Origin of the sequence: Acidipropionibacterium jensenii DSM 20535 (assembly GCF_000425285.1) — a bacterium.
Lineage (GTDB): Bacteria > Actinomycetota > Actinomycetes > Propionibacteriales > Propionibacteriaceae > Acidipropionibacterium > Acidipropionibacterium jensenii.
In genome coordinates, this window is the sequence record NZ_KE384345.1 from 21,755 (window position 1) to 35,261 (window position 13,507).

A 13,507-nucleotide genomic window follows, 5' to 3' on the forward strand; every position below is an offset into this window, starting at 1 on the left:
TCTCGTTCCGGACTGCCTTGTCCGGCCACGCCGATTCTGACAGACCCCAGACAGCTCGGCAACCAAAATGGTGACGTTATCATGACATCGTGACCGCCCCGTGATCTTTGGCACCCCGGGGGCCCGGAGAACCGGTGCGACGCGGAGCCGACGACTACTGGTAGGCCTGCACCCAGCGGCGCATCTCGGCGAAGACGCCGGCGCGCACCGAGGGGGCCGACAGCACCAGGTCGTGGAGCCCGCCGGTGACCCTCACCAGGGTGAGATGACGGCCCAGGTGCACCGAGGCGGCCGCCAGCCGGGAGACGTCCAGCACCGTGTCGGCGCCGCGCATCGTCTCGCTCCAGGTGGCCGACAGGTCGCTGCGGGCCGACAGCAGGGTGAGGATCGGCACCTCGATGCCCAGCCCCTGCTCGACCATCGCATGGCCGGCCAGGACGGCATTGAGCCATCCGGCGCGCACCACGAAGGCGTCACCGTGGGACTTTTGGAAGGGGATGGCCCACTCCCCGCCGAACTCCCGGCGCACCGACCGCGAGTAGTTGTCGTGGCTGGGCAGCGGCAGCACAGTCGTCGCGGAGGCCTGGCTGACGGCCCGGGTGACCGGGCCGGCCATCAGTCGGGTCATCGTCGAGCCCTGCAGGTCGATCCACGGCGAGTTGAGGATGATGCCGCTCGCCCGGTGGGGATGACGGGCCATCCACAGCGGGAGGATCAGGCCGCCGGTGGAGTGGCCCATCAGGGTCACCTCGTCGTGGTCGGCGCCGATCAACGACATCGCGGCGTTGATCTCCTGGTCGTAGTCGGCCAGATCGGGGATCCAGCCCGCCATCTGACCGTCGACCAGGTTGCGGCCGTAGCGCCGCAGCTCCAGTGCGTGGAAGTCCATCCCCCAGGACTCCACCTCGTCGGAGAGGTGCGCCTGGTAGAAGCAGTCCGACCAGCCGTGCAGGTACAGCAGGGCCCGTCGTCGTCTGGGCGGATGGGGGCGGATCAGGCTTGCGGTCAGCAGTCCCTCGGGATCACCGGGAACCTTCGCTGCGCGTGGCAGAGCGATGCGTGCCCACTCGAAGCCGGGCACCACCGGATCTGCGATCCACCTCATCGGGACTCGGGGGACCCCTGTGACCAGATCACCGGAGGGTGACCGGAGTCACTGATCGTCCTCGCCGTAGTGGGAGTACTTCTCAGCCAGATCGGCGTACTTGTCGGAGAGCTCGTCTTCCTTGCCCGGGTCCTCACGCTCACGGACCTTGTCGCCCCTCAGCTCGCGCTCCAAGGACTCAAGATCCATATCAACCGAACGATACTTCAGATCTCGAGCAACCTTGGTCTGCTTCGCCTTTGCACGGCCGCGCCCCATATGGGTCGACCCCCTCGCCTCGTTGGCCGCGGCATTGCCGCGCGCATGTCATCTACTGTCGTGACAGACAGGCTACCCGAGCCAGCGCGAGGACACCAAAGCACCCGGTCTCACAGACTCCGGTAGTCCCCCACAAGCTGAACGGCGCCGGCGTCATCGTGGCCGCGGGAGGACATCGAGCCGCACTGCCAGGCCGTCAACCCTCGTCCGGCCAGGAACGTCACCGCGGTCTCGACCCGGTCGGCGGGAAGCACCACGATCATCCCGACGCCCATGTTGAGAGTCTCCTCGATGTCGGGTCGGGAGATCCGGCCGACCTCCTGGACGAGCCGGAAGATCGGCGCCGGCGCCCAGGTCGAACGGTCCACGGTGGCCTCGAGCCCGTCGGGGATCACCCGGGCCAGGTTGTTGGCCAGCCCTCCCCCGGTGATGTGGCTCATCGCGTGCACCTCGACCGCTCCGATCAGCGCCAGCAGGTCTGCGGCGTAGACGGTGGTCGGGGTGAGCAGCTCCTCGCCCAGCGACCTGCCCAGATCGGGCACCACCTTCTCCAGTTTCCAGCCGGCCTGGCCGAGCAGCACGCTGCGAACCAAGGAGTAGCCGTTGGAGTGCAGTCCCGAGGAGGCCACCGCGAGCAGGGCGTCCCCCTCGACGATCCGGTCGGGACCGAGCACGGCGTCCTTCTCGACGGCCCCGGTGGTGGCCCCTGCGACGTCGTACTCGTCGGCGGCCAGCAGCCCCGGGTGCTCGGCGGTCTCCCCGCCCAGCAGCGCGCAGCCGGCCTTCTCACAGGCCTGGGCGATGCCCTTGACGACATTGGCGATCCGTTCGGGACGGACCCGCCCACAGGCGATGTAGTCGGTGACGAACCACGGTTCGGCGCCCACCACCACGAGATCGTCGACGAGCATCCCGACCAGGTCGAAGCCGATCGTGTCGTGGACGTCCATCGCCTGGGCGATGGCCACCTTGGTGCCCACCCCGTCGGTCGAGGTGGCCAGCAGCGGATGGCGGAAGTGGGCCAGGGCGGAGGCGTCGAAGAACCCGGCGAAGCCGCCGAGGCCGCCGATCACCTCGGGGCGGGCGGTCTGGGCGACGTGGGCCTTCATGAGTTCGACGGCCCGCTCCCCCGCCTCGATGTCGACCCCGGCACGGGCGTATGCCGAGGGCGTACCGGAACCGGCCTGTGCTGATTCGGGAGATGTCGGCCCGGGAGATGAGGGCTGGGTGGATGACGACTGGGAGGGTGGGGTCATGACGGGTCCTCCTGAGGAGCTTCGGGAAGCGTGGCCTGGTGGTCACGTCCGGTGGCCGAGGGCGAGTCGGCGAGCAGGTGGTCGGCCTCGGGAGGCACCTGCACGGGGTAGACGCCGTCGAAGCAGGCCCGGCACAGATCGTCCTTGGGCACGTGGGTGGCCTGGATGAGTCCCTCGAGGCTGACATAGGCCAGCGAGTCGGCGCCGATGGAGGCGGCGATCTCCTCGACCGACAGGCCGGCGGCGATCAACTGGGCCCTGGTCGCGAAGTCGATACCGTAGAAGCAGGGCCACTTGACCGGCGGTGAGGAGATCCTCACATGGACCTCCTTGGCGCCGGCCTGACGCAGCATGGCGACAAGCTGGCGCTGGGTGTTGCCGCGCACGATCGAGTCGTCGACGACGACCAGTCGCTTGCCCTCGATGACGTCCCTCAGCGGATTGAGCTTGAGCCGGATGCCGAGGTTGCGCAGCGTCTGGGAGGGCTGGATGAAGGTGCGTCCGACGTAGGAGTTCTTGACCAGTCCCATGCCGTACTTGATGCCGGACTCGTCGGCGTAACCGATCGCCGCCGGGGTCCCGGACTCGGGGACCGGGATCACCAGATCGGCGTCGACGGGGGCCTGCTGGGCGAGGATCTTGCCGACCTTGACCCGGACATTGTGAATCCGCCGGTTGGCGATGATGGTGTCGGGACGGGCCAGGTAGACGTACTCGAAGATGCAGCCCTTGGGACGGGCGGTGGCGAACCGTGCGCTACGCAGCCCGGCGGCGCTGATGGTGATGAGTTCGCCCGGCTCGACCTCGCGGACGAAGGTGCCCCCGACGATGTCGATGGCCGCCGTCTCGGAGGCCACCACCCAGCCGGTCTCCAGTCGTCCGAGCACCAGCGGACGGATCCCCTGGGGGTCCCGGGCGGCGCACAGCATGGTGTCGTCCATGAAGACGATGCTGAAGGCGCCCTTGAGGATCGGCAGCACCTTCATCGCGATCTCGTCGATCGGACCCTCGTAGGTGGCCATCAGGGCGCTCATCAGGGCGGTGTCGGAGGTGGAGTCCATCCGTTCCTTGTGCGGGACCGAGGCCTCGGGGTCGCGAGCCCGGATCAGCTCCTCCAGCTCCTCGGAGTTGGTGAGGTTGCCGTTGTGCGCCAGGGCCAGTCCACCGCCCCCGGGCCGGGAGCGGAAGGTCGGCTGAGCGTTGTCCCAGACACTGGACCCGGTCGTGGAGTATCGGGTGTGGCCGATCGCCAGACTGCCCTTGAGGGTGTCGAGGGTGGGTCCGTCGAAGACCTGGGAGACCAGTCCCATGTCCTTGAAGACCATCGTGCGCCGGCCGTCGGAGACGGCCATCCCGGCCGACTCCTGACCGCGGTGCTGGAGGGCGTACATCCCGAAGTAGACGAGGGTGGCGACCTCCTCGCCGGGGGCGTACACCCCGATGACGCCACAGGCGTCCTGGGGTCCATGGTCCTGGGGGTCGAGATCTGCAGTGAGATGTCCGTCAGCGCGGGTCACAGGTACAAGCTATCTCAGCCGGAGCACCCGGTCAGTCGGTGACCACCGTCGGCCGGCCCGGGTGCTTCCTCGGATCGTGGACGCGGGGCGCGGGGGTGACCCGCCGGGCGACCAGCCAGCCCAACAGGCAGGCGATGGCTCCGGCGCAGACGGTCACCGCGTAGGCGGGGGTGTGTCCACCCCAGTCGGCCAGCTGTCCGGCGATCGAGGCGCCCAGCGAGTAGCCCAGGCTGGTGGTGGCGGCCAGCACGGTCATCGCCGCGCCGATCCGGGAGGGCCGGGCAGCCCTCTCGGCCACCGAGTAGAGAGTGATGAGGTAGGGGGCCACCGCCAGTCCCAGAACCAGCAGCTCCGGGAGCAGGCCGCCCAGGGTGTTGACCGCCAGTAGCGGCAGGGTGAGGACCGCCAGGGCGGTGGCGAAGACCCGCCAGCGTCCGACCAGTCCCACCCGGTGGGCGAGCCTGGGCAGCAGCAGCCCGGCCGTCGCACTGCCGATCGACAGCACGGCGTGCAGCAGACCGGCCAGGCCGGGCCGGCCGGCCGCGGTGGCCAGGGTGGTGGTGCCGGTCTGCACCGACCCGAAGATCACGCCGATCATCAGCAGCCCGAGGGTGGCGGCCAGCACACCGGGGGTGAACAGCCTCTCCCGGGTCGGGCCCGAGGAGCTCCCGGCCGCCGCCGAGCGGGCTGAAGCAGCTCTCGCGGTGGCCTTGACGAGTCTCACGGTGGGGTGGACGGCGAACCAGGTGCCGAAGACCAGCAGCATGACTCCCGCCACGACGATCGCCCAGACCGGTCCGAGGGCCACCGCCAGCACTCCGGTGAGGGCCGGCCCGAGGGCGAAGGAGGCCTCGTCACCCGATCCCTCCCAGGCGAAGGAGGTCTCCAGGATGCCGGCCCGCTGAGCCGGCCGAGCGGCGGCGATCTGACGCCACCGGACACGGGCCATCGTGCCGATCTGGGGCATGAAGAAGCCGGCCACCGCGCCGATGGCGGCTACCACCGGCCAGGGTGCGCCGATCACCGCCACCACCGCCTCGACGATCAGCGCAATCCCACCGGCCATCGCCTGCAGAATCATCAACCCCCGCTGGCCGCGACGGTCGGTGAGCCCGCCGAACAGGGGCGAGCCGATGGCATTGGCCAGGGCGACCGCCCCGGCCGCGATGCCGCCGGGTCCCATCCGGCCGGCCACCATCGGGCTGGAGACCAGCAGCATGGTGCCGAGCTGGCTCATCGCCAGGGGCAGACGGGCGGCGAATCCGACGGCCACGAAGGTGGCGCCGGAGTACGAGAACAGGGTGCGGTAGCGGATCGCTGCCATGGAACTCCTCAGGGTGCGCTGCAGTTCACGTCCCCCCACCCTTCTGAGACGCGGTACCACCCCTGCCTGACGGCGTGACACCTACAGTACGCCGGCCCGCCGCCTCCGGCCTCCCCCAGCTCCCCGCGCGGCCCCGGAGTGCCCCAACCAATTACGTGCGGAACATGTACGGGCTCGCAGCTCCCCGCGCGGCCCCGGAGTGCCCTCAGACGCGTCTCTTGCGGGGACACCCCCGGCCAGCAGCCTTCCGGTCGGGGATGTCAGGAGCGTCCCGGAAGGTCCGCCAGACCGGTCAGCAGCAGCACCTCGGTGAGGATCGCCCGGCGGAAGTCGCCCAGGTGCAGGGACTCGTCGATGCCGTGCATCCGCGAGTCCGGGTCGGTCACCGCGGTGACCAGCACGGTGGCCTCCGGGAAGGTCTGCTGGAGATCGGTGATGAGCGGGATCGCCCCTCCGCAGCCCATCTCGACCGGCTCGTGACCCCACGCGATCCGGAAGGCCTCCTCGGCCACCTGGCCGGCGGGTCCGCTGATGCCGATGAGTCCGGGAGCACCGATCTGTCCGGCGCTGATGCTCACGTGTGCGCCGAAGCCGACGTGGCTCTCCAGGTGACGGGTGAGGGCCTCCAGGGCCCTGCCGGCGTCATCCCCGGGGGCGACCCGCAGGCTGACCTTGGCCCGGGCCGCGGCGGGCAGGATGTTCACCGCCTGGGCCACCGGGGTGGCGTCGATGGCCAGCACCGAGATCGAGGGTCTGGTCCACATCCGCTCGACGAGGGATCCGGTCCCGGTCCACTCGACCCCGTCGAGAATGGCGGTCTCGGCGCGCAGCCGGTCCTCCGGGTACTCCAGGTCCGGGGCCGGGTAGGACCCGAGGCCCTCCACCGCGACGTCCCCGTTCTCGTCGTGGAGGGTGGCCAGCAGTCGGCACAGGGTGGTGAGGGCGTCGGGCACCACCCCGCCGAACTGTCCGGAGTGCAGCGGGTGGTCGAGGGTGCGCACCTCCACGGTGCAGTCGGCGACCCCGCGCAGGCTGGTGGTCAGCGAGGGGACGCCCTGCTCCCAGTTCACCGCGTCGGCGATGACGATGACGTCGGCGGCAAGCTCGCTGCGGTGCGCCGCGATGATGGCGGCCATCGACGGGGAGCCGATCTCCTCCTCCCCCTCGATGAGCAGGGTGATCCCCACCGGCGGGCGGTCGCCCAGGGCGCGGATCGCCGCCAGATGAGCGGCGACCCCGCCCTTGTCGTCGGCGGTGCCGCGACCGTAGAGCCGGTCTCCCCTTCGGGTTGCGGTGAACGGCTCGGATCCCCAGGCCGACAGGTCCCCGGTGGGCTGGACGTCGCCGTGGGAGTAGAGCAGCACGGTGGGCGCACCCTCGGGGGCCGGCCAGTGGGCGATGACGACGGGCAGCCCCTGCCCCTCGGTGACCACGGCGACGTCGGCGGCCCCTGCCCGGGAGGCAAGGTCGGCGATGTGCTCGGCATTGGCGACCACCTGGTCGGGGTTCAGGGAGCTGACGGAGGGGATCGCGACCAGCCGGGTCAGCTCCTCGACGGCAGACTCCATCACGGCGTCGACCCTGGCCTCCAGCTCACTGCTGTGCTCGGCAAGATTCATGGCCACAGCCTAGAAGTCCGGCCTCGGCCGCGGCCACCGGAGAGACTCCCCGGTGGCCGGGGCCGACCGCCGTCCGGTCGGGGCCGAAGCCCGCCGGGGCCGGCCGGAAGCGACTGCTCAGTGAGCCTGGTCGCCGGTGGGCTCTGCGGACCTGCGATCTCCTCCCATCGCGTTCAGCAGCGGAGTGATGATGTCCATCGGCAGCGGGAAGACCACCGTGGAGTTCTGGTCCGCCCCGAGTTCCAGCAGGGTTTGGAGATAGCGCAACTGCAGCGAGGCCGGGCTCTGGGAGAGCACATCGGCAGCCTGCTTGAGCTCCCCGGAGGCCTGGAGCTCACCGCGGGCATTGATGACCTTGGCGCGCCTCTCGCGCTCGGCCTCGGCCTGGCGGGCCATTGCTCGCTGCATCGCCTCGGGGATCTCGACATCCTTGATCTCCACCACCGAGACGTCGACCCCCCAGGGCCTGGTCTGGACCTCGATGATCTCGCGGAGATCGTGGTTGAGCTGCTCGCGATGGGCCAGGAGAGTGTCCAGGTCAGCCCGTCCGAGCACGCTCCGCAGGGTGGTCTGAGCGATCTGACTGGTCGCCACCGCATAGTTCTCGACATTCATCACGGCGTCCCGGGAATCGGTGACGTTGAACAGGACCACCGCATTCACCCTGGCCGGGACATTGTCCTGGGTGATGATCTCCTGGGGCGGGATGGTCAGGGTGACGGTCCGGGTGTCGACCCGGACCAGCTTGTCCAGGCCGGGGACGATGAAGACCAGCCCTGCCCCGTGCAGAGGCCGCAGTCTGCCGAGCCGGAACACCACGGCACGCTCGTACTCGGGGATGATCTTCAGGCAGGTCACCAGTATCCCGACCACCAGCATCACCAGGGCGATGGTGGTGAACAGCCATTCCGTGTGATTCATCGCGGGCCTCCGGTCCGTGTCCGGGTGGCCCGGGAGCCACCCTGTCGAGTACTCCCGGTGGACCACCGCGAGCTGTACCGCCTGATCAACTGCTCGGCCTCGTCGGAGGCACGGTCGGTGAGCGGCTGCCCGTGCACCCCTCGGGTCACCGCCCGCGAGCGCGGCCCGGGAATCTCGTCGAAGCCGGCGTCCAACGGCACCGAGGACTCGATCGGGATCTCATCGGGGATGTCGACGGGACGGGTCCGCAGCGATCTGACCATCGGCAAGGCGGCCAACCCCACCACCGCGATGGTGGCCAGCAGGGCCACGTACTCGGCGGTGGTGCGGGCCATCAGGAGCATCCCGGCCGGCAGCGCGAGCCCGGCGATCAGGATGCACAGGCTCATGCCGCGGTGGAAGGTGCCGGCCTCCGAGTAGGGCCAGGGATCCACCGGAGCGGTGATCTCCCTGGCGCTGACCCCCGGTGCACAAGAGTCCTTGACCGGGCAGCGTCCACAGATCTCGTGCTGACCGCGGTATCGGATCACTCGTTTGACCGGGTCGAAACTGGCCGGCCACAGCCAGTGGTCCTCGTGGCACTTCCAGGCGCCGTGGGAGTCGTGGAAGACGAAGTTGGCCGTCTTCCACTCCCGGGAGCGCCTGGCGCTGCGCCGTCCGAACAGATCGAGCAGCCAGGCCACCGCGATGAGCAGGACGGCGTAGCCGCACACCAGGAAGATCTGGACCGGAGCGGTCATGACTGCGCCCCGCCGGGACCGGTCGGAGCCGGATCGGCCACCGGTCCGGCCTGCCCGCCCTCGGGCTTGTCGACGGTGAACAGGCTCTCCACCGGCAGCTCGTCGACGGTCTTGCCGTGCTTGCGGTGCCGCCAGCCTTGGAAGGCCATCCACAGGAACGGCAGGACGCCGCCCACGATGAAGATGATGTCCCCGGGCATCCGCATCCACTCCAGGACCGAGTTGCGGTGATCGGTGATGTAGTTGAGGGAACGGGCCTCGAAGTACCCGGCACCGACTGCGTGGTAGAGCTGCAGCAGGCCGAGCGGCAGCAGGGTCACGAAGACCATCCAGACCAGGCCGATGTTGGTCGACCAGAAGGAGATCTTGGCGAGCCGGTCGTTCCATTTCTCCTCGGGGATCAGGTACCTCAGCGCGAACATCCCCAGCGCCAGGGCGAGCATCCCGTAGACACCCATCATGGCGCCGTGGGCGTGGTTGGCGGTGAGAGCGGTGCCGATCTCGTAGTAGGACACGATCGGCAGGTTGATGATGAACCCGAAGACGCCGGCCCCGACGAAGTTCCAGAAACCGACCGCGACCAGGAACATCACGCACCAGCGGTGCGGGAAGGGGGTCCTCGACCGGGACTCCTGTCGTGCTCCCAGCTGCATGAAGGCCCAGGCCTCCACGGTGAGGAAGGTCAGCGGGATCACCTCGGCCGCCGAGAAGAAGGCGCCGACCGCCATGCTCGAGCTGGGCGTGCCCGAGAAGTACAGGTGGTGCATGGTGCCCAGCACCCCGCCGGCCGAGTACAGGATGACGTCCATGTAGATGATGGCCAGGGCCACCTTCTCCCGGACCACGCCGAGCATCACGAAGATGTAGGCGACCAGGACGGTAGTGAACAGCTCGAGGAAGTCCTCCACCCACAGGTGGACCACCCAGAACCGCCAGAACTCCGCCACCGACAGGTGGGTGCCGGAGCTGGCGAGCTGACCGACCGCGTAGAACATCGGGATCGACAGCGCCGAGAAGAAGAAGACCCAGGGCATGTTGCCGCGCGACTCCCCCTTGAGGCGGCCGCGGATCGACCTCCAGATGATGAACACCCACAGGAACATCCCGACCGTCAGCAGGGTCTGGAACACTCTGGGCAGGTCGAGGTACTCCCACTGCTGGCCGAAGAGCGGGCCGCGCGCCCAGGACACCCCGTAGATGGACAGCATCTCGGCCGCCAGGGAGCCGAAGACGACGATGGCCACTGCGCCGAGCAGTACCCCGGCCCACCGGCCCTGGTGCCTGGGCTCGCGACCGGAGATGAACGGTGCCAGGAAGATGCCACCGGCCAGGAAGGCCGCCGCCGTCCAGAACAGGGAGAGCTGGACGTGCCAGGTGCGGGCCAGGTTGTAGGGGAACCAGCTGGCCAGGTCGAAACCGAAGAAGCTGGTGAGATCGGAGCGGTAGTGCTCAGCGGCGGCCCCGCAGATCGTCTGCATCAGGAAGAGCGCGGCGATCACCAGGAAGAACCAGGAGCAGACCCGCTGGGACTTCGTCAGGCCGACATCGCGCGGTCGGATGAAGGACAGCGTCGGCACCTCGGACTCATGCCAGCCGATCTTCCGGCTCCATCGGCCGTAGATCGCGAACATGATGCCGGTGCCGCCGATCAGGACGATGAGAGACAGTGCCGACCACAGCACCATGTCGGCTGTCGGCCCGTTGTCCACCCGCGACTCGGAGGGCCAGTTGTTGGTGTAGGAGTAGTCGTGGCCGGGCCGGTTGGCGGCCGCCGCCCAGGCGGTCCAGGCGAAGAAGCTGGTGAGCTGCTTGGCCTGCACCGGGTCGGTGATGTTGTCGGCGAGCAGGCCCAGGTTGTGGGAGTTCTTGCCGAAGTAGTCGGTGTAGTAGCCGACCAGGTAGGAGTAGGCGGAGGCCTGTTCCGGGGAGAACACGAGGACCCCGGTCTTCTCGTCGTACCGGTTGGTCCGCCAGTCGGCCTTGTTGGCCTCGGTCGGGTCGTGGACGCCGGACTTCTGGCGCAGCTGGAGGGTGTGGTCGGCCGCCCGCCGCAGGTAGTCGGCGGTGAAGTCGGGGCCGAGGTAGCCGCCGTGACCGACGATCGAGCCATACTCCATCAGGCCGCGGTTCTGGAAGATCACCTGTCCAGCGGTGATGTCGGCCTGGCTGAACAACTCCTGGCCGGACGTGGTGGTGACTTTCTGGGGAATCGGCATCGAGTCGGTGTAGGTGCTCCAGGTGACGGCCCCCATGATGGTGAAGCCGAAGAGCATCACCAGGACCACGCCCTGCACCCAACCCTTGCCCACCACCATCGGCCGGCGCTGCGGCGTTGACTGCGAGCGCGCCTTCGAAGTTCTGGTCATGGGCAGGACTCTATATTATTGAGGACTCAATCCTGATAACTGTCCATGAGCAGTTCCCGACGAGTACCGGAACCGTCGACTCAGATCTCCATGGCTGCCGGGATCGGGGCCTGCCAGGTCTTGCCCAGGGTGGCCAGGTCGAGGCTGAGCAGGTCCTGAATCTCGATCTCCCCGGAGTCGACCACCTCGCCCAGCCGGGCCACCGGCACCCCGTGCTCGGCGCACAGGTCGGTGAACCGCTGGTAGTCGGCCCCCGACAGGGACACCAGGGCGCGGGCCGGGCTCTCGGAGAACAGCGTCACCGCGGGCTCCCCCTCGGGAAGGGTGAGGCTGACCCCGATGCCGTGATCGAGGCAGGCCTCCACCAGAGCCTGGGACAGTCCTCCCTCGGACAGGTCGTGGGCGGAGCTGAGCAGGCCGTCGGCCGCCGCGGCGGCCAGCACCTGCCCGAGCGCCTTCTCGGCGGGCAGGTTGGGCATCGGGGGCATCCCGCCGAGGTGGCCGTCGTGGATGACGTCCTCCCAGGCCGATCCGCCCATCTCGACCTTCGTCTCGCCGAGCAGCAGGACGGCGTCGCCGCAGTGGCAGAAGCCCGCCGGGATGCGGTTGGCGACGTCGTCGATGATGCCGAGCATCCCGACCAGCGGGGTCGGCCGGATGGACTGGTCGCCGGTGCGGTTGTGCAGGCTGACGTTGCCGCCGGTGACCGGCACGCCGAGCTCCCGGCATCCGTCGACCAGGCCGAGGATGGTCTCGGAGAACTGCCACATCACGTGGGGGTCGTAGGGGGAGCCGTAGTTGAGGCAGTCGGTGATCGCCACCGGGGTGGCGCCGGTGACGGCCACATTGCGGTAGGACTCGGCCAGTGCGAGCTGGGCGCCGAGGTAGGGGTTGAGCATCCCGTAGCGGGGGTTGGCGTCCAGGGACAGGGCGATGCCCAGGCCACTGGTCTCGTCGACCCGGATCATCCCGGCGTCGGAGGGCTGGGCGAGCACCGTGTTGCCGCGCACGAAGCGGTCGTACTGGTCGGTGATCCAGGACCGGTCGCACAGGTTCGAGGAGCCGACCAGGGCCAGGATCTGGGCCGCCAGGTCGGCGCCGTCGTTGCTGCGCGGCAGGTTGTTGGCGTGGTCGGCGTTGAGCGGGTCGATCCAGTCGGGACGGGCCACCGGCATGTGCAGTTCCAGGGAGTCATGGGCGACGGTGTGGGGGTCGACGTCGACGATCTTCTCGCCGCGCCAGTCGACGATCAGCCGGTCCCCGTCGGTGACCTCGCCGATGACGGTCGCCTGGACCTGCCAGTGGGCGCAGATCTCCATGAACCGCTCGAGGTTCTCGGGGGTCACGACGGCCGCCATCCGCTCCTGGGACTCGCTCATCAGGATCTCCTCGGGAGCGAGGTTCGGGTCGCGCAGCGGCACCCGGTCGAGCTCGACGTGCATGCCGCCGTCGCCGGCACTGGCCAGCTCCGAGGTGGCGCACGAGATGCCGGCGGCGCCGAAGTCCTGGAGGGCCTCGCAGACACCGGCGTAGAACAGTTCGAGGGTGCACTCGATGAGGAGCTTCTCCATGAACGGGTCGCCGACCTGGACGCTGGGCCGCTTGGACTCGCCCTCGGCCTCGAAGGACTCGGAGGCCAGGATGGAGGCCCCGCCGATCCCGTCCCCGCCGGTGGCCGCACCGAACAGCACGACGAGGTTGCCGGCTCCCGAGGCCTTGGCGAACTGAAGGTCCTCGTGGCGCAGCACGCCGACGCACAGCGCGTTGACCAGCGGGTTCCCGTAGTAGGTGGGGTCGAAGACGGTCTGGCCGCCGATCGTGGGCAGTCCCAGGCAATTGCCGTAGTCGCCGATGCCCGAGACCACCCCGGGCAGCACCCGGGCGGTGTCGGGGGCATCCAGGGGGCCGAATCCCAGGGCGTTCATGACCCCGATCGGCCGGGCGCCCATCGCCATGATGTCGCGCACGATGCCGCCGACCCCGGTCGCCGCGCCCTGGTGCGGCTCCACGTAGGAGGGGTGGTTGTGGGACTCCGCCTTGAAGGTCACCGCCAGCCCGTTGCCGATGTCGACCACCCCGGCGTTGTCGCCGATGCCGGCCAGCAGGGGGCCGCGGGGAGTGGTCTGGGGCAGCGCCGCGAACTTCTTGAGGTAGATCTTCGACGACTTGTAGGAGCAGTGCTCCGACCACATCACCGAGTACATGGCGAGCTCCCCGCCGGTGGGACGTCGTCCCAGGATCTCGCGGATCGAGCGGTACTCATCCTCGGCGAGCCCCAGGTCGGCCCAGGGCTGCGCCAGATCCGGTGTGTTGCGGGCATTCTCTACGGTGTCGGCCACGGGAACAATCTAGCGGTTCGCGCCGTGACAGTGGTATGGGGCGGCCCCCACCACTGCTGGGC

Annotated in this window: 10 protein-coding genes; all 10 read right to left on the reverse strand. The window is 69.1% G+C overall.

Annotated features, from left to right (window positions below; genetic code table 11):
- Window positions 1-154: 154 nt before the first annotated feature.
- On the reverse strand, window positions 155-1,105 hold the full coding sequence (locus H590_RS0113800; protein WP_028703965.1) for an alpha/beta hydrolase: 951 nt from the start codon (window positions 1,103-1,105) through the stop codon (window positions 155-157).
- Between the two features lie 48 nt (window positions 1,106-1,153).
- Window positions 1,154-1,363, reverse strand: a complete 210-nt coding sequence (locus H590_RS0113805) for a DUF3073 domain-containing protein (protein ID WP_028703966.1) — start codon at window positions 1,361-1,363, stop codon at window positions 1,154-1,156.
- 110 nt (window positions 1,364-1,473) lie between these two features.
- Window positions 1,474-2,619 (reverse strand): phosphoribosylformylglycinamidine cyclo-ligase, encoded by a 1,146-nt coding sequence (gene purM, locus H590_RS17005; RefSeq protein ID WP_084149557.1) that lies wholly within the window; start codon window positions 2,617-2,619, stop codon window positions 1,474-1,476.
- Entirely contained in the window at window positions 2,616-4,136 is a 1,521-nt protein-coding gene (gene purF / locus H590_RS0113815; RefSeq protein ID WP_028703967.1) for an amidophosphoribosyltransferase, read from the reverse strand. Before purF ends, purM begins: the two co-directional genes overlap by 4 nt.
- A gap of 31 nt (window positions 4,137-4,167) precedes the next feature.
- Entirely contained in the window at window positions 4,168-5,460 is a 1,293-nt protein-coding gene (locus H590_RS0113820; protein ID WP_028703968.1) for an MFS transporter, read from the reverse strand.
- 260 nt (window positions 5,461-5,720) lie between these two features.
- Window positions 5,721-7,079: a dipeptidase gene (locus H590_RS0113825; protein WP_028703969.1), complete on the reverse strand. Its 1,359-nt coding sequence runs from the start codon at window positions 7,077-7,079 to the stop codon at window positions 5,721-5,723.
- Window positions 7,080-7,196: 117 nt separating this feature from the next.
- Window positions 7,197-8,000 carry a slipin family protein gene (locus H590_RS17010; RefSeq protein WP_051238659.1) on the reverse strand — a complete coding sequence of 268 codons (804 nt, stop codon included), beginning with the start codon at window positions 7,998-8,000 and terminating at the stop codon, window positions 7,197-7,199.
- Entirely contained in the window at window positions 7,997-8,740 is a 744-nt protein-coding gene (locus tag H590_RS0113835) for a hypothetical protein (RefSeq protein WP_028703970.1), read from the reverse strand. The genes H590_RS17010 and H590_RS0113835 overlap by 4 nt, the downstream gene beginning before the upstream one ends.
- Complete coding sequence (locus H590_RS0113840; RefSeq protein WP_028703971.1) at window positions 8,737-11,106, reverse strand: nitric-oxide reductase large subunit; 2,370 nt, start codon at window positions 11,104-11,106, stop codon at window positions 8,737-8,739. Before H590_RS0113840 ends, H590_RS0113835 begins: the two co-directional genes overlap by 4 nt.
- Window positions 11,107-11,186: 80 nt before the next feature.
- Window positions 11,187-13,445 carry a phosphoribosylformylglycinamidine synthase subunit PurL gene (gene purL, locus H590_RS17015; protein ID WP_036982713.1) on the reverse strand — a complete coding sequence of 753 codons (2,259 nt, stop codon included), beginning with the start codon at window positions 13,443-13,445 and terminating at the stop codon, window positions 11,187-11,189.
- Window positions 13,446-13,507 lie beyond the last annotated feature (62 nt).

What these genes read in the sequence shown, in the direction of transcription:
- H590_RS0113800 (WP_028703965.1), bottom strand. Translation starts at nt 1,105, where the DNA reads ATGAGGTGGATCGCAGATCCGGTGGTGCCCGGCTTCGAGTGGGCACGC.
- H590_RS0113805 (WP_028703966.1), bottom strand. Translation starts at nt 1,363, where the DNA reads ATGGGGCGCGGCCGTGCAAAGGCGAAGCAGACCAAGGTTGCTCGAGAT.
- purM (WP_084149557.1), bottom strand. Translation starts at nt 2,619, where the DNA reads ATGACCCCACCCTCCCAGTCGTCATCCACCCAGCCCTCATCTCCCGGG.
- H590_RS0113820 (WP_028703968.1), bottom strand. Translation starts at nt 5,460, where the DNA reads ATGGCAGCGATCCGCTACCGCACCCTGTTCTCGTACTCCGGCGCCACC.
- H590_RS0113825 (WP_028703969.1), bottom strand. Translation starts at nt 7,079, where the DNA reads ATGAATCTTGCCGAGCACAGCAGTGAGCTGGAGGCCAGGGTCGACGCC.
- H590_RS17010 (WP_051238659.1), bottom strand. Translation starts at nt 8,000, where the DNA reads ATGAATCACACGGAATGGCTGTTCACCACCATCGCCCTGGTGATGCTG.
- H590_RS0113835 (WP_028703970.1), bottom strand. Translation starts at nt 8,740, where the DNA reads ATGACCGCTCCGGTCCAGATCTTCCTGGTGTGCGGCTACGCCGTCCTG.
- H590_RS0113840 (WP_028703971.1), bottom strand. Translation starts at nt 11,106, where the DNA reads ATGACCAGAACTTCGAAGGCGCGCTCGCAGTCAACGCCGCAGCGCCGG.